22 protein-coding genes are annotated in these 20,209 nt (G+C 58.5%); 10 read left to right on the forward strand and 12 right to left on the reverse strand.

Annotated elements, in window-relative coordinates:
• The first annotated feature begins 78 nt into the window (after positions 1-78).
• From rph to hemW, 3 genes are read left to right on the forward strand one after another with little or no spacing between them, the layout of a single operon-like run.
• On the forward strand, positions 79-792 hold the full coding sequence (gene rph, locus IEV82_RS03280) for a ribonuclease PH (protein ID WP_188480510.1): 714 nt from the start codon (positions 79-81) through the stop codon (positions 790-792).
• The gene (gene rdgB, locus IEV82_RS03285) at positions 789-1,400 is read left to right on the forward strand and encodes an RdgB/HAM1 family non-canonical purine NTP pyrophosphatase (RefSeq protein WP_188480511.1); all 612 of its coding nucleotides are present in this window, start codon (positions 789-791) and stop codon (positions 1,398-1,400) included. The genes rph and rdgB overlap by 4 nt, the downstream gene beginning before the upstream one ends.
• The gene (gene hemW / locus IEV82_RS03290; protein WP_229747641.1) at positions 1,393-2,538 is read left to right on the forward strand and encodes a radical SAM family heme chaperone HemW; all 1,146 of its coding nucleotides are present in this window, start codon (positions 1,393-1,395) and stop codon (positions 2,536-2,538) included. The genes rdgB and hemW overlap by 8 nt, the downstream gene beginning before the upstream one ends.
• On the opposite strand, the gene IEV82_RS03295 is transcribed toward hemW, so the two are convergent.
• Genes IEV82_RS03295 through rho form a run of 6 tightly spaced genes read right to left on the reverse strand, consistent with a single transcriptional unit; the run spans position 2,539 to position 9,312 of the window.
• Entirely contained in the window at positions 2,539-3,453 is a 915-nt protein-coding gene (locus tag IEV82_RS03295) for a ParB/RepB/Spo0J family partition protein (protein ID WP_188480513.1), read from the reverse strand.
• Between the two features lie 9 nt (positions 3,454-3,462).
• The gene (locus tag IEV82_RS03300) at positions 3,463-4,275 is read right to left on the reverse strand and encodes a ParA family protein (RefSeq protein ID WP_308420399.1); all 813 of its coding nucleotides are present in this window, start codon (positions 4,273-4,275) and stop codon (positions 3,463-3,465) included.
• Complete coding sequence (gene rsmG, locus IEV82_RS03305) at positions 4,268-4,855, reverse strand: 16S rRNA (guanine(527)-N(7))-methyltransferase RsmG (RefSeq protein WP_188480515.1); 588 nt, start codon at positions 4,853-4,855, stop codon at positions 4,268-4,270. The genes IEV82_RS03300 and rsmG overlap by 8 nt, the downstream gene beginning before the upstream one ends.
• Entirely contained in the window at positions 4,852-6,735 is a 1,884-nt protein-coding gene (gene mnmG / locus IEV82_RS03310) for a tRNA uridine-5-carboxymethylaminomethyl(34) synthesis enzyme MnmG (RefSeq protein WP_188480516.1), read from the reverse strand. The genes rsmG and mnmG overlap by 4 nt, the downstream gene beginning before the upstream one ends.
• A 3-nt stretch (positions 6,736-6,738) precedes the next feature.
• Positions 6,739-8,022 (reverse strand): tRNA uridine-5-carboxymethylaminomethyl(34) synthesis GTPase MnmE, encoded by a 1,284-nt coding sequence (mnmE, locus tag IEV82_RS03315; RefSeq protein ID WP_188480517.1) that lies wholly within the window; start codon positions 8,020-8,022, stop codon positions 6,739-6,741.
• Positions 8,023-8,043: 21 nt separating this feature from the next.
• Entirely contained in the window at positions 8,044-9,312 is a 1,269-nt protein-coding gene (gene rho, locus IEV82_RS03320; RefSeq protein ID WP_188480518.1) for a transcription termination factor Rho, read from the reverse strand.
• A gap of 509 nt (positions 9,313-9,821) precedes the next feature.
• Between rho and IEV82_RS03325 the strand changes: the two genes are divergently transcribed.
• Genes IEV82_RS03325 through dnaQ form a run of 4 tightly spaced genes read left to right on the forward strand, consistent with a single transcriptional unit; the run spans position 9,822 to position 12,523 of the window.
• Complete coding sequence (locus IEV82_RS03325; protein WP_188480519.1) at positions 9,822-10,421, forward strand: Maf family protein; 600 nt, start codon at positions 9,822-9,824, stop codon at positions 10,419-10,421.
• Positions 10,418-11,251, forward strand: coding sequence for a shikimate dehydrogenase (locus IEV82_RS03330; RefSeq protein WP_188480520.1), 834 nt, complete (start codon positions 10,418-10,420; stop codon positions 11,249-11,251). The genes IEV82_RS03325 and IEV82_RS03330 overlap by 4 nt, the downstream gene beginning before the upstream one ends.
• Complete coding sequence (gene coaE, locus IEV82_RS03335) at positions 11,248-11,841, forward strand: dephospho-CoA kinase (protein WP_188480521.1); 594 nt, start codon at positions 11,248-11,250, stop codon at positions 11,839-11,841. Before IEV82_RS03330 ends, coaE begins: the two co-directional genes overlap by 4 nt.
• Complete coding sequence (dnaQ, locus tag IEV82_RS03340) at positions 11,834-12,523, forward strand: DNA polymerase III subunit epsilon (RefSeq protein ID WP_188480522.1); 690 nt, start codon at positions 11,834-11,836, stop codon at positions 12,521-12,523. The genes coaE and dnaQ overlap by 8 nt, the downstream gene beginning before the upstream one ends.
• A 1-nt stretch (position 12,524) precedes the next feature.
• Here dnaQ and secB read toward each other — a convergent pair whose 3' ends face one another.
• Both secB and IEV82_RS03350 read right to left on the reverse strand, forming a co-directional pair.
• Positions 12,525-13,031, reverse strand: coding sequence for a protein-export chaperone SecB (secB, locus tag IEV82_RS03345; protein ID WP_188480523.1), 507 nt, complete (start codon positions 13,029-13,031; stop codon positions 12,525-12,527).
• A gap of 66 nt (positions 13,032-13,097) precedes the next feature.
• The gene (locus tag IEV82_RS03350) at positions 13,098-13,592 is read right to left on the reverse strand and encodes an FxsA family protein (protein ID WP_188480524.1); all 495 of its coding nucleotides are present in this window, start codon (positions 13,590-13,592) and stop codon (positions 13,098-13,100) included.
• 104 nt (positions 13,593-13,696) lie between these two features.
• Between IEV82_RS03350 and IEV82_RS03355 the strand changes: the two genes are divergently transcribed.
• Genes IEV82_RS03355 through IEV82_RS03365 form a run of 3 tightly spaced genes read left to right on the forward strand, consistent with a single transcriptional unit; the run spans position 13,697 to position 15,980 of the window.
• Entirely contained in the window at positions 13,697-14,359 is a 663-nt protein-coding gene (locus tag IEV82_RS03355) for a Tim44/TimA family putative adaptor protein (protein WP_188480525.1), read from the forward strand.
• Positions 14,356-15,399, forward strand: coding sequence for a murein transglycosylase A (mltA, locus tag IEV82_RS03360; protein ID WP_188480526.1), 1,044 nt, complete (start codon positions 14,356-14,358; stop codon positions 15,397-15,399). Before IEV82_RS03355 ends, mltA begins: the two co-directional genes overlap by 4 nt.
• Positions 15,396-15,980: a Smr/MutS family protein gene (locus IEV82_RS03365; RefSeq protein ID WP_188480527.1), complete on the forward strand. Its 585-nt coding sequence runs from the start codon at positions 15,396-15,398 to the stop codon at positions 15,978-15,980. Before mltA ends, IEV82_RS03365 begins: the two co-directional genes overlap by 4 nt.
• Here the strand turns inward: IEV82_RS03365 and bchO are convergent.
• Genes bchO through crtA form a run of 4 tightly spaced genes read right to left on the reverse strand, consistent with a single transcriptional unit; the run spans position 15,953 to position 20,205 of the window.
• Positions 15,953-16,807 carry an alpha/beta fold hydrolase BchO gene (gene bchO, locus IEV82_RS03370; protein WP_188480528.1) on the reverse strand — a complete coding sequence of 285 codons (855 nt, stop codon included), beginning with the start codon at positions 16,805-16,807 and terminating at the stop codon, positions 15,953-15,955. The two genes, IEV82_RS03365 and bchO, sit on opposite strands and share 28 nt — an antisense overlap.
• 4 nt (positions 16,808-16,811) lie before the next feature.
• Positions 16,812-18,500, reverse strand: a complete 1,689-nt coding sequence (locus IEV82_RS03375) for a magnesium chelatase subunit D (protein ID WP_188480529.1) — start codon at positions 18,498-18,500, stop codon at positions 16,812-16,814.
• The gene (bchI, locus tag IEV82_RS03380; RefSeq protein WP_188480530.1) at positions 18,497-19,501 is read right to left on the reverse strand and encodes a magnesium chelatase ATPase subunit I; all 1,005 of its coding nucleotides are present in this window, start codon (positions 19,499-19,501) and stop codon (positions 18,497-18,499) included. The genes IEV82_RS03375 and bchI overlap by 4 nt, the downstream gene beginning before the upstream one ends.
• Positions 19,498-20,205: a spheroidene monooxygenase gene (crtA, locus tag IEV82_RS03385; RefSeq protein ID WP_229747643.1), complete on the reverse strand. Its 708-nt coding sequence runs from the start codon at positions 20,203-20,205 to the stop codon at positions 19,498-19,500. The genes bchI and crtA overlap by 4 nt, the downstream gene beginning before the upstream one ends.
• Positions 20,206-20,209 lie beyond the last annotated feature (4 nt).

Here is a 20,209-nt window from a genome sequence, read left to right on the forward strand (position 1 = left end):
CACTCGTACGCCAGACTATCGGCTTGCGAAACCGCAAAGGCTGCCTGTATCCGTACACGGCAATCAAAGGGACATACCATGCGACCGTCAGGACGGAAATTAAGCGAAATGCGCGCGGTTTCAATCGAAACCGGGATCAGCAAGCACGCAGAGGGATCTTGCATGATCCGCGTGGGCGACACTCATGTGCTCTGCACAGCGACAATCGAAGACCGCGTCCCCCCGTTCATCAAGGGATCGGGTCTTGGTTGGGTGACCGCCGAATACGGCATGTTGCCCCGTTCCACCACCAGCCGGATGCGCCGCGAAAGCACCACCGGCAAGCAAGGTGGTCGCACCGTTGAAATCCAGCGCCTGATCGGGCGCAGCCTGCGCGCGGGCGTTGACCGCGTTGCCCTTGGTGAACGCCAGATCACCATTGATTGTGACGTGATCCAGGCCGACGGCGGCACGCGCTGTGCGTCGATCACCGGTGGTTGGGTCGCGCTCAAGCTGGCTGTCAACAAACTGATGAAGGCCGGCGACGTGATCAGCGATCCTCTGATTTCCCCCGTCGCTGCGGTCAGCTGCGGGATTTATGCGGGTCAAGCCGTGCTCGACCTCGACTACCCCGAGGATTCTGAGGCAGGCGTCGATGGCAACTTCATCCTGCGTGGCGACGGGCAGTTGATCGAAATCCAGATGTCCGCCGAAGGCTCAACCTTTTCGCGCGACCAGATGAACCAGCTTCTTGATCTCGCCGATTCTGGCGTTCAGGAACTTGTCGCCCTTCAGCTTCAGGCGGCAGGATGACACGCAAGTTCGAAGGAAATCGTCTCCTCGTCGCAACCCACAACGCGGGTAAGCTCGAAGAGATCGCTGATCTTTTGAAGGACTACGGAGTCTCGGTCGTGGGTGCGGCCGAGATGAACCTGCCCGAACCCGTCGAAGATGGGACCAGCTTTGTCGAAAACGCCCGGATCAAGGCGCATGCGGCTGCTAAGGCAACGGGGCTTCCTGCGCTTTCGGATGACAGCGGGCTTGAGATCGACGCTCTGGATGGCGCACCGGGTGTTTATACGGCGGATTGGGCAGAAACAGAGACTGGTCGTGACTTTGTCATGGCGATGGAAAAGGCCCACAAGGCCGTCCTGGAGACCGGCATGGCGCCTCCCTGGACCGCACGGTTCTGCTGCACTCTGGTCCTCGCCTGGCCCGATGGCCATGACGAGGTGTTCGCCGGCACAATGGAAGGCCAGATGGTCTGGCCGATGCGTGGAGATCAGGGCCACGGCTATGACCCGGTCTTCCAACCCAAAGGTCACGACCTCACATTCGGGGAAATGGATCGCTGGGCCAAGAACAAGATCAGCCACCGCGCCGATGCGTTCCGCAAATTCGTGGCCGGGTGTTTTGACTGAACTTTGGCAGGACCGCGGTTTCGGGCTGTACGTCCACTGGCCGTTCTGCGCCGCCAAATGCCCCTATTGCGACTTCAACAGCCATGTTCGATCCGCTGTCGATCAAACACTCTGGGCCGAAGCGCTTGCGCGTGAAATCCGCCGCACCGGCCTCGAGACAGGCCCCCGCGTTCTGACCTCCATCTTTTTCGGCGGCGGCACACCCAGCCTGATGGAACCGGATACAGTCAATGCCGTCCTGTCCGCCGCACGCGATGTCTGGAGCTTTTCCAACGACATCGAAATCACCCTCGAAGCCAACCCGACATCTGTCGAAGCGCACCGTTTCGAGGGCTATTCCCGCCACGGCGTAAACCGTGTCTCACTGGGCGTTCAGGCTCTGAATCCCGACGATCTGCGCAAGCTTGGACGTATGCACAGCGTCCCCGAAGCCCAGGCAGCGTTCAGCATCGCCCGTCAATTTTTTGACCGTGTCAGTTTCGATCTGATCTACGCCCGCCAAAACCAGTCGCTCGACGATTGGGAACGCGAACTTGGCACAGCACTTGATATGGCAGTCGATCACCTGTCGCTTTACCAACTGACAATCGAAGAAGGCACCGCGTTTTGGGATCGCGCCGAACGCGGATTGCTGCGCGGTCTTCCATCAGACGATCTTGGCGCTGATCTGTATGATCTGACGCAGCGGCTGTGCGAAGACGCGGGCTATATCGCCTACGAAATCTCAAACCATGCCAAGCCCGGTGCGGAATCGAAACACAACCTGCTCTATTGGCGCGGCGGAGATTACGCCGGCATCGGCCCGGGCGCGCATGGTCGTCTGACGATCAACGGTCAGCGCCGCGCGACGGAATGCTGGAAACAACCCGAAGCTTGGCTCAAGGCTGTCGCCTCCGGCAGCGGCATACGGGAAGAAACGCCTCTGCCCCCACAAGATATAGAGGACGAACGCCTTATCATGGGGTTGCGGCTGCTTGAAGGTCTACAAATTGACGACGTGTCCAACGTCATTGATTGGGACCGATTTGCAAACCTCAAGAGCCAAGATTTGGTTTGGATTGAGAGTGGGCGAATTGGAGCCACAGCAACCGGCCGCCCCGTGTTGAACTACATCATCGCCCAACTTGCCAAAAGCTGATCAGCGCCCAGAGCTGAGAACCATGCACAACGCATCGAGGTCTTCAAGAGTGTCGTAGTTGATCGTGACAGTCCCGTCTTCCCCACCAGCGCTGTGATTGATCGACACTTTCATACCCAGAGCCGCAGAAAGATCGCCTTCCAGCGCCTTTGTGTCCGCATCCTTTTCGCCAGAACTGCCGGAGGATTTCGATGTGGTCTTTGTCTTTTTCTGACCGTCGGGGTCCTGCGCTTCCCGGACAAGGCGCTCCGTGTCCCGCACAGACAGCCCATTCCGCACAATCTGACCGGCCAAAAGGACAGGATCGGGCGCAGTGACCAAGGCGCGTGCATGGCCAGCCGACAGCTTACCATCCGTGACCGCCTTCTTGACCACGTCGGGCAGATTCAACAACCGCAGCAGATTGGCTATATGGCTGCGGCTTTTGCCCAAGGCCTGTGCCAGCTTTTCCTGCGTGTGACCAAAGCGCGTCATGAGCTGCTCATAGCCAGCCGCTTCTTCAATCGCGTTCAGGTCGGCCCGCTGAATGTTTTCGATGATCGCAATTTCAAGAACGTCCTCGTCCGAGAATTCCCGAATGACAACGGGCACCTCGTGAACGGCCGCCGCCTGTGCTGCGCGCCACCGTCGTTCGCCGGCAACAATTTCGTACTGGTTTTCGGCATCTCCCCGCCGACGAACGATCAATGGCTGGATCACACCCTTGCTCTTGATCGAATTTTTCAGTTCTTCCATTGCTTCGGCATCGAACTGACGCCGCGGCTGGTTCGGATTAGGGAAAAGCTGATCAACAGGAAGCATGCGTGTCGCGCGTTGCTGTGTTGGTGAGTCAGCTGCAGTCGTGGGCTCGATATCCGCCATCAGCGCGGACAAACCACGCCCCAAGCCACGCCGTTGTTCCCTTTTTTCGGACATGTTCCCTACCTACGCTGCTGTCATCGTTTCATTTTTACCCAGGAATTCCCGCGCCAAGGCGCGATAGGCAATGGCCCCTTTGGAATTGGTGTCATACTCCAGAACCGGCATCGCGTATGAGGGCGCCTCGCTGACCCTGACATTCCGTGGAATGACCGTCTTGAAAACAAGATCGCCGAGATTGTCGCGTGCATCCGTTTCAACCTGCTGAGACAGATTGTTCCGGGCATCGTACATCGTCAGGACCACACCCTCGATCCGCAAATTCGGGTTCGCAGATTGCCGAACTTCGCGGATGGTCAGCATGAGCTGGCTCAGACCTTCCAGGGCAAAGAACTCGCTCTGCAACGGAACAAGCACGGAATGTGCCGCGACCATAGCGTTCACGGTGAGCAAGTTCAGCGAGGGTGGACAATCAATCAGAATGAAATCGAAGGCAAACTGATCCATATCCGTCTGCCGCAACGCGTCATGCAGCAGGTAGATCCGTTTTTCATTGGCGATCAATTCGATATCGGCAGAACTGAGGTCCGTCGTGGATGGCACCAGAAACAGATTGTCCTGCCCGGTCGTGCAGATGATGTCCGACAAAGGAAAATCATCCAGAAGAAGATCATAGGTCGTCGCGCGCCGATCCTCCGGCATGACGCCCAGGCCGGTTGATGCGTTTCCCTGCGGATCGAGATCCACGATGAGAACTTTCTGACCAATCTCAGCCAAGGCGGATGCAAAATTGATGGCAGTCGTTGTCTTGCCAACACCGCCCTTCTGATTTGCGATCGCGATGATTTTCGGGCCAACCGGGCGCGTGGGATCAAACACGGGAAAGACCTCCAATCTCCAAGATGGCAGCATCAGGATGTGTCACACTTGTATGCGCTTCACAGGCGAATCGCCACTTCTTTTGCGCAGCATCCACCTCGGCACGCCACGATTCACCCTTCATGAAAAAAGCAACGCCTGTCGGAGCGAGGTGTTGTTCGGCAAATCCAAGCAGTTCTTCCAAAGGCGCAAGCGCACGGGCACTGATGACATCTGATTTCATGGGCGGAACGTTTTCAATCCTCTCGGCAATTACGGCAAACGGCGTTTTTGTTTCACGTGAAACAGTGCGCAAGAACGTGGCTTTCCGCTGATCGCTTTCAATCAGCGTGATATCAATGTCGCGATCCCCCAGAGCAATCGCGACAACTGCGCCTGGGAAACCCCCACCAGAACCAAGATCGACCCAGGATTTCGCATCCTTTGGGCACAGCGAGGCAACCTGCAGGGAATCACCGAAATGCCGATTACCAGCGTCCTTCAAAGAGTCCTGCGAGACGAGGTTTATCTTGGGCGACCACTTACGCAGCAATTCAAGGTAAATTTCCAAGCGCTCTTTTGTTTCACGTGAAACATTCATCCTGCTGCGCGTTCCCGAGAACCAAACGATTTGAGGCGCGACAAGATCAAAAGCAAAGCGGACGGTGTCATTCCATCAATTCGGGAGGCCTGAGCGATATTCGCCGGCTTCGACGCGGTCAGCTTCGTTTTCAACTCGTTTGAAAGCCCTTCAATATTTGCGAACGCAAAATCCGCCGGGATAACCTGCGCTTCATCGCGGCGGAGTACTTCAATGTCTTTCTGCTGCCGTTCGATGTAATTGGCGTAAAGCGCATCTTTACCAAGCTGTTCTCGCGTTTTCTCATCGATGATCGCAATATCTGGCGCGACATCCAGAAGAGCTTCCCAAGTCACAGCCTCGATTGCCAGCGCTTCAAAGCCAGTCCGTTTTGAGCCATCCTGAGAAATCGGCACACCGGCATCGACAAGCTGACGCGCTGAAATGATCAAGCCATCCAGAAGAGCACGGCCTTTTTTCAACCGGACCACTTTCTGTTCGAAGGCTTCCTGTCGTTCACCACTGACGCACCCAAGCAAGATCGCTTTGGGAGTCAGTCGCTGGTCTGCGTTATCCGCCCTGAGCGACAGACGATACTCGGCGCGGGAGGTGAACATGCGGTAGGGCTCCGCAACGCCACGCGAAGTCAGATCGTCGATCATGACGCCAATATAACTGTCCGACCGGCTGAAGGTGAACGGATCCCGCCCAAAAGCGCGATGTGCCGCGTTCACCCCGGCAACGAGCCCCTGAGCTGCCGCTTCTTCATACCCCGTCGTACCGTTGATCTGACCCGCGAGGAAAAGCCCGCTACGGGACTTCAATGACAGGTCGAGATTAAGTGCCCGAGGATCGACGTAATCATATTCGATAGCGTAGCCTGGTTGCAGGATTTCGGCCTGCTCTAACCCCTTGATGGATCGCACGTAGTCTAGTTGCACATCTTCGGGCAGCGAGGTGGAAATTCCGTTCGGATAGATCGTGTGATCATCCAGCCCCTCGGGCTCAAGGAAAATCTGATGCGAGGTTTTGTCCGCGAAGCGCACAACCTTGTCTTCGATCGATGGGCAATATCGCGGACCGACACCTTCGATGTGACCACCGTACATGGCAGACCGAGAGAGATTGTCCCGAATGATCTGATGTGTCTTTTCGTTGGTATGCGTAATCGCGCAGGAGACTTGACGCGCAGTTGGTGCCTCGGAAAGGAATGAAAACATCACCGGGTCATCATCGCCGGGCTGTTCGTCCAACCCATCCCAATTGATGGTTCGCCCGTCCAGCCGAGGTGGCGTTCCAGTTTTCAGACGGCCAAGCGGAAGGTCAAATGAATCCAACGTCTTTGCGAGGTCATTGGACGGACGTTCGCCCATCCGACCCCCGGAAATCTGGCGGTCCCCAATGTGAATAATCCCGCGTAGAAAAGTCCCCGTTGTCAGAACAACACAGGGAGCGGTCACCTTGCGGTCCCCGTCAATCATGACACCAGTTACAGACGTCCCGTCCAGGACAAGATCGGTCACCTCACCTATGACAATATCAAGATTCGGTTGAGACTTGGTGATCTCCAACATCTCGTTTTGGTAAATCTTGCGGTCCGCCTGCGTGCGCGGCCCTTGAACGGCCGGGCCCTTGCGTCGGTTCAGCAAGCGGAACTGGATACCCGCCTTGTCAGCAACGCGACCCATCACACCGTCGAAGGCGTCAATCTCGCGAACAAGGTGCCCTTTCCCAAGACCACCGATAGCTGGATTGCAGGACATCACTCCGATACCAGCCTCGGTCAGTGTAACCAAAGCTGTGCGCGCGCCAAGGCGGGCTGCCGCATGGGCAGCTTCGCATCCTGCGTGTCCGCCACCGACAACAATGACATCGAAATCAAATTGTTTCACGTGAAACACTCCTTACTTTCCGATGCAGAAACTTGAGAAGACTTTGTCTAGCACATCTTCAACATCGACACGACCCACCAGTCTTTCAAGAGTGAAGATTGCTGAGCGGAGTTCTTCAGATGCAAGCTCATACTGAATGGGTCCGGACTGAGCGAAACCAAGCGCTTTGTGCAACGCGGCCCGACCTTGATCCAGAACCAGCTTTTGGCGTTCGTGGGAAACGAGACCAGCAGACATCGCATGTGACAACAGATAGGTTTTTACGTCATCCATCAATTTCTGGACGCCTGCCCCAGTGACTCCGGACACCCCCTGCCCGTCATTCCGAAGATCGGATTTTCCCTCGATGACGATGTCATGACCCAGCGGAATCAAGTCGCCAAAACCGCCGGAGCCTTTGAGAAATATCCGAAGGTCCGCCGCTTCGGCTCGGTCCATTGCACGTTGGATGCCGATCGTTTCAATCACGTCACTGCTTTCACGAAGACCGGCTGTATCGAGAAAAGTCACCGGCAAGGAGTCGAGATCCATCCGTACTTCGATGACATCCCGTGTTGTCCCAGCGATTTCAGAGGTAATCGCGGCATCGCGCCCGGCCAACATGTTGAGAAGCGTGGACTTGCCCGCATTGGGCGGACCGACAATCGCCACTTCAAAACCCGTTCTGACACGTTCCGCGACGCCAAAACCGCTGATTTCCAGATCCATGGTCTGGATGACTCCCGTCAGCAGACGTTCGACATCGGCCGAGACATCGACAGGCACCTCTTCATCGGCAAAGTCGATGGTCGCCTCTAGAAGTGACAGCGCATGGATAAGGTCAGCCCGCCAGGTTTCCGACTTTTCCCGCAGACGACCGGTAAATCCCTTGAGCGCCTGCTTGCGCTGCATTTCGGTTTCCGCGTCGATCAGATCTGCCAACGCTTCAACCTGAGTGAGGTCGAGCCGACCGTTGTTCAACGCACGCCGTGTGAATTCACCAGCCTCTGCAAAACGGTAGCCGGGGATGGATTTCAGGCAATCCAGTATGCTGTTGATGATGGCAATGCTGCCGTGGACATGAAATTCGACAACAGGTTCGCCAGTAAAACTCGCGCCATCCTCGAAGGTCAGAACCAGCGCTTCATCGAGAAAGCCGCGTTCTTCGTGGACGAGTTTCCGAAGCGCGGTTTTCCTCGGTTGCGGAGGTTCAAACCCAAAGGACGTGCAACTGGTAAAGGCATCTGGCCCAGACACCCGGATGACAGCAACGCCTGATTTTCCTGGCACGGTGGCCAGGGCAAAGATCGTGTCCATGACATTGCACGCCCGCCAGGTTTACGAATTCATCGAGTCGAAGAACTCCGAATTGTTCTTTGTTTGCTTCAGCTTGGAGATCAGGAATTCGATCGCGTCCGTGGTGCCCATCGGGTTGAGGATACGGCGCAGCACGAATGTCTTTTGCAGGTCAATCTTGTCGACCAGCAGCTCTTCTTTGCGGGTGCCGGACTTGAGAATGTCCATTGCCGGGAATACGCGCTTGTCCGCGACCTTGCGATCCAGAACGATTTCCGAGTTACCCGTGCCTTTGAATTCTTCAAAGATCACTTCGTCCATGCGGCTTCCGGTGTCGATCAGCGCGGTTGCGATGATGGTCAGCGATCCGCCCTCTTCGATGTTGCGAGCCGCACCAAAGAACCGCTTGGGCCGCTGGAGCGCGTTTGCGTCCACACCACCGGTCAGAACTTTGCCCGACGACGGGACAACTGTGTTGAAGGCTCTACCAAGTCTTGTGATCGAATCGAGAAGGATAACGACATCTCTCTTGTGTTCGACAAGGCGCTTGGCCTTTTCGATGACCATTTCAGACACAGCAACGTGACGCGTCGCAGGTTCATCAAAGGTGGACGACACGACTTCGCCTTTAACCGAACGCTGCATGTCGGTGACTTCTTCCGGGCGTTCGTCGATCAGCAGGACGATAAGGTAGCATTCCGGGTGATTGCGTTCGATGGAATGCGCGATGTTCTGCAGGAGAACGGTTTTACCGGTACGCGGTGGCGCGACAATCAAGGAGCGCTGGCCTTTGCCGATGGGTGCTACGAGGTCGATGATGCGCGCGGACCGATCCTTGGCGGTGGGATCTTCGAATTCCATCGTCAGACGCTCGTCGGGATAAAGCGGCGTCAGGTTGTCGAAGGCGATCTTGTGACGGGCACGTTCCGGATCCTGGAAGTTGATCTGTGTGCAATCCATCAAGGCAAAATAGCGTTCGTTGTCTTCCGGTGCCCTCATTTCCCCGTCGATCGTGTCGCCTGTACGCAGCGAGAACTTCCGGATCATCTCGGGTGAGACGTAAATGTCATCGGGACCGGGCAGGTAGTTCGCTTCGGGGGAGCGCAGGAAACCGAACCCGTCCTGAAGCACTTCGAGAACGCCGTCACCGAAGACTGTCCAGCCCTCGTCCGCACGCTCGCGCAGGATCTGGAACATGATCTCGCCTTTGCGCATCGTCGATGCGTTTTCGATTTCGAGCTCTTCGGCCATCGCCAGAAGGTCTTTGGGGCTTTTTGCCTTCAGATCGGCAAGGTTCAGCTTTTCAGTCATGAAAAATCCCGGACCACGGATGTTCGCAGTCATTTTTTCTATGTGTCAGGAAAGTATCGCCCAGAACAGGACTGTTTTGCTCTTAGCCGAGGGGAGCTAGCCTGTCAAACACCTCCTAATTCTTAATAAAATAAGAAATTTAGAAAGGATTTCGATGTTGTGGTGTGGTCTGTCTGCTGTGGATTATTGGATTGTACAGGATTAACCCCCAAGCCGTTGATCTGTGGGTAGATGTGGGTATGAATGTGAATAACCCTATCCATGATCTATAAGTCATTGTTTAGTATTAATTAAAATACAGTGATCATGGGGATAACTCCGGTATGCAATGGTGGCGACCTGCCGACAAGGGTGATTATACCCACACCCGACTTATCCCTTGCACAGCCCGTAAAACCTGTCCGCCCATCAAGAGTAACTTGCCGAGATCTCTACAGGCTTGCTGACGCGCCCGGATTTCCCCAAAACACTCATGTAAAGAAACCGACCTTGTCCGAAGAGTTGTCCACATGAATCTCGACCTCGTCCTCGCCTCCGGCTCCCAGATCCGCGCCGATCTGCTGCGCAATGCGGGCATTCGATTCGATGTGCAGGTGGCTCGAATCGATGAAGAGGCCATTCGGAGCGCGCTCGAGGCCGAGGGTGCGTCGCCACGCGACATCGCCGACACTCTGGCCGAGATGAAGGCGCGCAAGGTATCGGACAAGACGCCCGGCGCGCTGGTGCTGGGGTGCGACCAGGTTCTGGCACTGGGCAACACCGTCTTCGCGAAACCGAACAGCCCAGATGAGGCGCGCGAGCAACTGAAAGCGTTGCGCAACCAGTCCCATACGCTTTTGTCGGCGGCGGTGCTCTACGAGAACGGAGAACCGAAATGGCGGCATGTCGGAGTTGTCCGGTTGCGGATGCGCGATGTCTCGGACAGCTATCTGGATGATTACATAGAACGGAACTGGGACAGCGTTCGCCACTCTGTCGGCGGCTACAAGCTCGAGGAAGAAGGCGCGCGGCTGTTCACGCAGGTGCAAGGCGACTATTTCACGGTGCTTGGACTTCCGTTACTGGAACTTCTGAACCACCTTGTTTTGACCGGACGGATCGACGGATGAGTGACAGTAAAATACCCTTGGCCGCGGTTATCGGCCATCCCGTGGCGCATTCCAAAAGCCCGAATGTGCATGGCTACTGGCTTCGGAAATATGGACTCAAGGGTCACTATATCCCGATGGATATCGAACCTGACAAGCTGGCGGATCTGTTGCCACGTCTGGCAGACCTTGGGTTTGTCGGGGCGAATGTCACCATTCCGCACAAGGAACGCGTGATGGAGATTGCTGATCTGATCACCGACCGTGCCACGCTGATCGGTGCTGCGAACACGTTGATCTTCCGCAAGGATGGCCGGATTCATGCCGACAATACAGACGGTTATGGTTTTATCGAGAATATCCGCCAGGCGATCCCCGACTGGAACCCGAAATCCGGTCCTGCCGTGGTGTTCGGGGCCGGCGGTGCCTGCCGCGCTGTTCTGGCATCGCTGCTCGATGTTGGTGTCCCGCGCATCATCCTGAGCAACCGGACCCGCATCCGCGCCGAAAAGCTGCGCGAGGATTTTGGCAACCGTGTTCAGGTCGTGGAATGGGTGCAGGCGGGTAATGTTCTGGAAGAAGCGGATCTCGTGGTCAACACGACGTCGCTGGGCATGACCGGCAAGCCCGAGATGCGCGTGCCGCTGGATGGGTTGCGCCCAGGCGCCATCGTCAATGATCTGGTCTACACGCCGCTTCAGACTCGTTTGCTGGCCACGGCCGAGGATCGCGGCTGTCGCGTCGTCGATGGGTTGGGCATGTTGCTGCACCAGGCGGTGCCCGGTTTTGAACGCTGGTTCGGAAAGCGGCCCGTTGTCGACGAAAACGTGCGCGCGGCAGTTTTGCGGTGACCTTCAAGCTGGGCCTCACCGGATCCATCGGCATGGGCAAATCCACCACCGCCCGATTGTTCGCCGAGGCCGGCTGTGATGTGTGGGACGCGGATGTCGCGGTGCACCGGCTTTATGCCAAGGATGGTGCTGCGGTGTCACCGATGCAGGCCTTGTTCCCCGATGCGATTTCCGGCGGCATCGTTGACCGGGCGGCCTTGCGCGTGATCATCGGCAAGGAGCCTGACGCGTTGAAACGGATCGAAGCCATTGTGCACCCTTTGGTGCAGGCAGATCGAGCGCAGTTCGCGACGAGTTCCGATGCCGATGTTCTGGTGTTCGACATTCCGCTGCTGTTCGAAACCGGCGCGGATGCCGCGATGGATGCGGTGGTATGTGTCACTGTTTCACCGCAAGAGCAGGAAAAACGCGTGCTGGAGAGGGGGACCATGACGGTCGATCAGTTCCGCGCGATCCGCGACAAGCAAATGCCGAATGACGAAAAATGTGCGCGGTCGGATTTCGTGATCGAGACCGATACGCTTGATCATGCGCGCCAGCAGGTCCAGGATATATTGGCACAGATCAGGAAACAGATGACCCATGCGTGAGATTGTTCTCGATACGGAAACAACAGGTTTTGAGCCGGATCAAGGCGACCGGATCGTCGAGATCGGCGCGGTCGAGCTGTTCAATCACGTGCCGACGGGCAAGACGTATCACCAATACATCAACCCCGAGCGCGCCATGCCTCCAGAAGCGTTTGCGGTGCATGGTCTGGGCGATGACTTTCTCCGGGACAAGCCGGTCTTTGCGACGATTGCGCAGGCCTTTGTCGATTTCATCGGAGATTCAAAACTTGTGATCCACAACGCCGCGTTCGACATGAAGTTTCTCAACGCGGAACTGTCCTGGGTCAAACGCGCGCCGATTCCGAATGATCGTGCGGTCGATACGCTTGCCATTGCGCGTCGGAAATTTCCGGGCTCGCCAGCCTCGCTTGACGCGCTGTGTCGTCGGTTCGGGATCGACAATGCGTCACGGACCTTGCACGGCGCGTTGCTCGATTCCGAGATCCTCGCCGAAGTGTACCTTGAGCTGATTGGCGGCAAACAGCCGGACTTTGCATTGAACGTGTCGCAGGACAGGTCGGCACCCGGACAAGAAGCTGCGGCTTGGCGGCCTAAGCCGCGCCCTGCCCCGTTGCCGTCGCGCCTGTCAGACAGCGAAAAGGCGGCACATGCCGCCTTTGTCGACAAGCTTGGGGATACCGCCCTGTGGAAGCGGCTGTAACTCAGGCGTTCGCCGTTTCCGATGACTTCGCGCTCGCGCGACGGGCCAGTTCCGAACGGTAAAGCTGCAGGAAATCAATCGTTTCCAAGTTCAGCGGCGGGAAGCCACCGTCGCGGGTCACGTCGCTGACGATCCGACGCACAAACGGGAAGAGCATCCGCGGGCATTCGATCAGAAGGAACGGGTGAAGCTGTTCGTCCGGCACGTTTTCCACGTGGAAGACACCGGCATATTCCAGTTCGAGCACGAACAGCGTGTCCCCGCTTTCCTTGGCCTTTGATGTGACCTGCAGCTTCAGGATCACTTCGTACTGGCCCTCGGCGGTGCGCTTTTTCGCATCCAGGTTGACCTGAAGCTGAACGTCGGGCTGCACTTCTCCCTGAACACCCTTCTGGGCGAGGATGTTTTCGAACGACATGTCGCGCACGAATTGCGCAAGAACGTTCATCTTGACGGGTGCAGCTTGCGGTGCGGCCCCGTTGCCAGTGGTTTCCGGCGTGTCAGCCATGTCTATCTCCCTCGGATCGAGCGGTTGCCAAAGTTGCCTGTTGCTTAACAGCCGATCTGCGCAGCCTCAATGCTTTGTCCACCCAGAACCCTGATGTGTGGGTTTTTTCGGATCGGAGATCTCGTGATACTCGCCGTCAATCACGGTATCGCGCGGCCTAGGGCGCGCCTGATCGGCGTATGGGTCGGATTGCGGACCCATGTCAAAGCGCTGAACCTTGATCCGCTTGCGCATGTAAGTGATGAGCGCCGACCGGATCGGTGGGGCGAGCAGGGCGAACCCGACCGCATCGGTGAAAAACCCCGGTGTGAGCAGCAAAGCGCCTGCAAGCAGGATCATCGCACCATGCGCAAGCGCCTGGGACGGGTCCTCGAGGCGCGAGAAGGAACCGCGCAGGTTGTTCATCGCCATCAGACCCTGTGAGCGCACCAAATACGTGCCGATGATCGCGGTTAGAACGACAACGCCGAGGGTCGGCCAAAGCCCGATCAGACCCCCGATCTGGATGAACAAACCGATCTCGATCAGCGGAACGAGCAAAAAAGCCACAAATAGCCACATAGCGGGGGACTCCTTTCGCCGGACGTGCGGTGGACTATGCAACGCCCAACACCTACATAAGAATTCAACAACGACGTTTCCACTTTGGTCTGGGCGAGGTCCTGATGAATTCTCCGCTGATACAGCTTTTGGTGCTTGCCGGCATCGCCGTGTTTCTGATCCTGCGCTTGAAAAGCGTTCTTGGCACACGGGAAGGTTTCGAAAAGCAGCCGGTCCCGCGGCAGCAGGAGCCTCATTCTTCGTCCCGCCGCGATTTTGAAGTGATCGAAGGGGGGCCAGACCATGACATCATCGACCATGTCGATGCAGGCAGCGATGCCGCTGATGCGCTTGCCCGCATGAAGCGGGCCGAACCATCCTTTGGCGTTGGCGATTTCCTTGGCGGCGCGCGCGGTGCCTACGAGATGATCCTGATGGGTTTTGAACGCGGGGACCTGGCAGAGATCAAGCCGTTCCTTGCGGATGATGTATACGAAACCTTTGCCGAGGTGGTCGAGGCGCGAAAAGAGCAGGGTCTGACCATCGACGCCGAATTCGTTGGAGTTCGAGAAATGACGCTGGTCGCTGCGACATTCGATGAAAAGACCGCAATGGCGGAAATCAGCGTCAAGTATATCGGTGAACTGACATCGACCGTGCGGGACAGTTCCGGTGAGGTCATTGAAGGGTCGCCGACCCAGGTTAAGCGGCAAAAAGACGTTTGGACCTATGCCCGCCGTATGGGTGTGGATGATCCGAACTGGCAGCTTGTCGCCACGGGCGAATGATCCGACGGCTGGGCGCAGCCATAACTCTTGGTGTTCTGATGGCAGGACCTGTTGTGCCCAATGAGCCGATAACGAATTATGCGATCCTTGGTTTCGAGGATCTGAATGGTTGGGCCGACGATGATCATGCGTCGGCCCTGACCGTGTTCAAGAACACCTGTGCCGATCTTGACGAACCCGATTGGGCCTCGCTTTGCGCGTTGGCCTTCGACGCCACGGATGCACGGCAGTTTTTCGAGCTGTTCTTTCGACCCATGTTGGTCACTGACGACAAGGAGCCTTTGTTCACCGGGTATTTTGAACCGGAACTGTCCGGCTCACCCGTACGAACCGCCCGGTACAGGCATCCGATCTACAAGATGCCGCCCGAGGCGAACGACAGTCGCCCTTGGCTCAGTCGCCGTGACATCCTGACCGGTGGTGTGATGGAGGGGCGTGGGCTCGAGATTGCCTGGGTTGATGACCCTGTTGAGCTGTTTTTCCTGCAGGTGCAGGGATCGGGCCGCATTCGCTATCCCGATGGGCGTATGATCCGGGTCGGGTATGGCGGCGCGAACGGGCACAATTACCGATCCATCGGGCAAGAACTGGTGCGTCGTGGCGTCTACCAGCCGCACCAGGTGTCGGCCGATGTCATCAAGAACTGGGTGCGGCGCAACCCGGTCGAAGGCGAAGACCTGCTGTATCACAACGACTCCTACGTGTTTTTCCGCGAAGTCAGTCAGGTTCCGGCGGACAGGGGTCCACTTGGTGCAATGAACCGGTCGATCACGCCCCTGCGGTCGATTGCGGTTGATCCGGCCTTTACGCCCTTGGGTGCTCCTGTCTGGATTGAAAAGGAGGGCGCGGATCCGTTGCGCCGTTTGATGATTGCGCAGGATACAGGGTCTGCGATCAAGGGCGCACAGCGGGCCGATGTGTTTTATGGAACGGGGGATGACGCGGGTCGTCAGGCCGGTCGGATCAAGGATCCGGGGCGTATGGTTGTGCTTATGCCAATTCAGCGGGCCTATGCGTTCCTGCCCGAGGCGTACCAATGAGCCGGCGCAAGCTTCGTCCCGAGGAGAAGGAGCTTTGGCAGAAGGTCGCGCATTCCGCGACGCCCCTGCCCCAGGCCCTGCGCCGCGCTGCTGAGCCGGTCAAGCCGACTGTCCGGCGCAAGGCGGAACCAGAGACGATGGATCTGCCCGAGGCGTTCGGGATCGGGACAAAAGTGAACACCAATGGGCCATCGGTGTCCAAGCCGCAGACCGCGTCGCAGGCCAAGCCGGTCATGGATACCAAGACCTACGGCAAGATGCGCCGCGGCAAGCTGGTGCCCGAAGGGCGCATCGATCTGCATGGCATGACCCTCGATCAGGCGCATCCAGCGCTGACACGGTTCATCCTCACATCCTATTCGCGCGGATCCCGTCTTGTTCTGGTGATCACCGGCAAGGGGCAGCGCGACGATCCGCATGATCCGATGCCCCGCCAACGGGGTGTGTTGAAACGTCAGGTGCCGATGTGGCTGCGCATGGCCCCGTTGAACACCGCTGTGTTGGATGTGTCAGAGGCGCATATCCGCCATGGCGGTGGCGGGGCGTATTACGTTTACTTGCGCAGAACCGCGCGCAGCTGATCAGCGACAAGTCCGGGCGCCTCTTCATGCAGAAGATGGCCGTAGCCCGGATAGCTCAGAACCGTTGCATCGGGCATCCGTTTTGCGCTTTCCTTCACAGACGAAGGTGGCACAGCCTTGTCGTTTTCCCCGATCAGGAAGGTGCACGGGACTGTGATCCTGGGCAGATCCGCCACCAGCCCATCGAGTTTCCATTGCGCCATCATCAACAGGGTCCCATCCAGATGTGCGTCACTTCGGAACAGCTTGGCGTAAAGGTTCAGGCCTTCGGGAGAGATCTTTGACCCCGTGGTTTCCATCAGCGACACCACCTGCCCCGGTCCGGACATCCTGCGCTTTATCATCTTGGCCACGATGGGGCTGAGCGCAACAACGCGGGCGGCGATCGGAAAAAGAACGCCCGCCATCCCCTTGAACGGCGACAGGGCCGGGTTGACCGCGACAAGTGGTGACGTGCCACCTGACGTTTGCAACAGGCGCAGACCCAAAGCGGCACCGGCGGAATGGGCGATGATCGCCTTGATATTCCAGCCTTCGTGGTCGATCAAAGCCTGCGCGTCCTGTGCCATCAGGGGCAATGACGATCTGTGGCGCGATCCGAGTTTGGTTTGGCCGTGACCCGGCAGGTCAATTGCGACGACATGATGATCCTTGGCCAGATCCGTCATCACGTCGCGCCAGGAATGGGTCGATCCGCTGGCGCCGTGCAGCAAGAGAACGGTCTCGCCCTGCCCCATCTCCTGCACATGCCAGCGATGCGGGCGCACATCCACAAAGCGCGAATGGTCGGCGTGGGGCCAAGCTGTCAGGGTTTCGACGGCGCCCATGATGTCACTCTCCAAGCGCAGTTTCGATGGCGCGGCTCAGCCCTTTGGCATCCGCGCGGGGCAGCGGGATGTATTTCGCGTTCATCACATCGCAGAGCGTACGGAGATCGCGGTGTGGTCGTACGGATGTATCGATCATCGCGCTGGGAATATTCAGCGACCGGACATGTCGCGCCATTGCCGTGGCATCCTCGTTTGCGGCAGCGCGGCCTGTCTTGCCGGGAAGCGGCACGTTTGCGCGACCGTCGGTCAGAACCGCTATGGACGGCGAGAGCCCTTGGGCCCGCACGCGTTGGGCAAGGTCGGCCGCAGCTTTCAGACCAGCGGCAAGCGGTGTGCCGCCGCCACCGGGCAGGCCAGCCAGGCGGCGTTTGGTCTGCACGAGCGATCGCGTTGGTGGCAGAATGAGCTCAGCGCCCTCGCCCCGGAACGCAATCAGCGCCACGTGATCGCGGCGGGCATAAGCGTCGGCCAGCATCAGCTCAACCGCGCCTTTCGCCTCGGACAGACGGGCGACAGCAGCAGAGCCGGAGGCATCAACGGCAAAGATGACCAGCCGGTCGGACACCTCCTGAAACACCTTCACGTGGATGTCGGACGGGCGGATCAGAACGCCAGTGCGGTCCGGGTTTTGCTTGCGGCGGATGGTCTGCCACGGCACGGCGGCGCGCAGAGTGGCAACCAGATCAATCCGGTTGCCGCCGTCCAGCCGCCCCGGACGCGAGGGTAAGGGCCGCCCGCGTCGATTGCCGCGTTTTTTCTGTCCTGCACCGCTGCTGCCGGACGCAGTCTTTGTCCGCCCGGACCCTTCGAGCATGGCAAGTATATCGAAGGGCAGAACCGCCTTGACCGCGTCGATCAGCAATTCGTCGGGCAGATTCAGGTCTGACTCGTCCTGATCCGGGCTTTGCGTCTCGGGGGAGTCGTCGGGTTGGGTGTTGTCCTCTGGCTCTTCCGCCTCGTCCTCGACCGGCATTTGCGTGGCGCGGTGGGCATAGACCAGTTGAACGGCGATTTGAAGATCGTCTTCATTCACCGTTTTGCGGTTGTTCAGAGCCGCATTTGCGCGGGCTGCCGCCAAGGCGATCAATGGTGCGCGCAAGGAGTCGATGCCGAAGCGAACGGCAGTTACGGCAAGCGCCGCGGGAGCATCGTCGGGAATAGCGACCGAGGTCAATCTCGCCTGTGCGGCGGTGACGTCGGCTTCTTCCATCACCATGTGCACCAGATCGACATGGCGCATCCCGTCCAGATCGACGCGGAAGGCAAGCCGTTCAGTCAGGGTGGTCGGTGCGATCTCGTCATCCTCGGCGCCTTCGTCCAAAAGGATCAACGCATGACCGATGCCGGAATCCAGCGCCTGCGCCAGACGGGCGGCCAGACCGGGTTCGCAGCGTTCGGCCATGGTAAAGACCAGCGAGGTCGGCGTTTCGAGAATGCCCTTGGCGCGAATGATTTCACCGCGAGTGAGGGTTTCGCCGATATCGACGCCACCAAAAAGTTGCAGGTCAGAGATCGAGGGCGCAATGCGGCGCGCCTTTGGAAAGATCGTCTTGATCGGAGCGCAGAACATGTCTCGGACGGGTCCGGCGCGGGCGCGCAGGTGCAGACCCCCCAACCCTGCCGGATCGACCGCCAGAAGCGTCAGGGCCAGTTGGCCTTGGACGTTTACGGCAGTTGGGTCTTCTTTCATGCAAAGACTTCCTCGACCGTGCGGTCGACGCGGGTGGAGGACCCTGCATCATCGAGCGGATCGCGGCGCAAACGGTGGCTGAGCGCCATGGAGGCCACGGCGCGCAGGTGGTCGCGGGTGACACTCGGGCTGCCCTTGTACGCGGCCAAGGCGCGGGCGGCGCGCAAAAGCGTCAGTTCGCCGCGCAACCCGTCCGACCCTATGGCAACGCACAGCCCGGCACAATCGCGCAGCGTGTCGTCCGGCGCATCGACGGTCTTGAGCGCCTCTCGCGCCGCCATAATGGCATTGCGGATCTTCGTGTCCTCGACCGACCATTTTTCAACGAAAGCATCCGGGTTGGTGTCGAACGCGGCGCGGCGGCGGATCACTTCGACCCGTTCCTCGATATCCTTGGGTGACCGGACCTCGACAGACAGGCCAAAGCGGTCAAGCAGCTGCGGGCGCAATTCGCCTTCTTCGGGGTTACCGGAACCGACAAGCACGAAGCGCGCGTCGTGACGGATCGACAGGCCTTCGCGTTCGATGACGTTTTCACCGGATTGCGCCACGTCGAGCAGCAGATCGACAAGGTGATCCTCTAGCAGGTTCACTTCGTCGATGTAGAGGTATCCGCGGTTCGCCTTGGCCAGCAGACCGGGTTCAAACGCTTTTTCCCCGCGACTGAGCGCGCGTTCGATATCCAGCGCGCCGACCAGCCGGTCTTCGGTTGTGCCAAGCGGCAGGTCGATCACCGGGGTCGGCACGTCGATGATGTTGCCGGACACGGGGTCCGCCCATTCGGGCATGTCTTCGAGGGTCGCAGCGTTTGTCGCGCTTCCTTGGAGTTTCGAGATCTGTGGCAACAGGGCAGCAAGCGCACGAACGGCGGTGGATTTGCCCGTGCCACGATCACCGAAGACCAGAACGCCGCCGATCCCCGGATCGATTGCGGTGAGAACCATGGCGAGCTTCATCTGGTCCTGGCCGACGATGGCGGAAAAGGGAAACTGATGTCTCATGCGGCGATATCCTTGAGAATGCGGGGAGATTGACCTTCCCAGCTGCCGGTCTCGTCGGCAACCCGGAACCGGGCATAGAGTTCTTCGCGGAACCAGTTGCCGTCACGCACGGCGCGGATGGCCTGCGCGTGGGGGCCATTGTTGCGGGCGAATGCGGCCATGGACCCGGAATCGGGCCAGATGGAAAAGGTGATCTGCTGGAAGAGCGGAACTTCTCCGATGCCGATCTTGAACAGGACGTTCTGATCCCGGCCGATGACACCGCTGATGTCAGGCACGTGTTTCCAGAATTGCGCCGCCACGACAGGCCGCACGGTGGCGCGGGTCAGGGCGGCGATCGGGCCTGTCTGTGCCGGGGTTTCCTCGACAAACGGAGACTGGCCAGACCACGCGCCCCGTGCGGAATACGGTGTCAGGAAAAGCGTCCAGTGTTCCGACGCCTTGGCGCTGTAGCGTTGGAAGATGGATTCCTGCGCAACCGCCTGCTTCGCGCGATCAAGGTCAGGCCAGACCGTCAGGATCGCGTAGACCGAGGTGTTTGGAATGGGCGTGAAGCCTTCGCCTGTGCCAGATCCGCAAAGCTTCCAGAATTGCAGCCCGTCGATTCGCGGAAGCGACAACCGTGCAGCGCCCATCATCGTCAGCGCCCACAGCCGCGATAGCGGTGTGGCAAAGCGGTAAAAGCTCAGGCTCACAGTCTGCATTTCG

Source organism: Marivita lacus, from assembly GCF_014637725.1.
GTDB classification, from domain to species: domain Bacteria; phylum Pseudomonadota; class Alphaproteobacteria; order Rhodobacterales; family Rhodobacteraceae; genus Marivita; species Marivita lacus.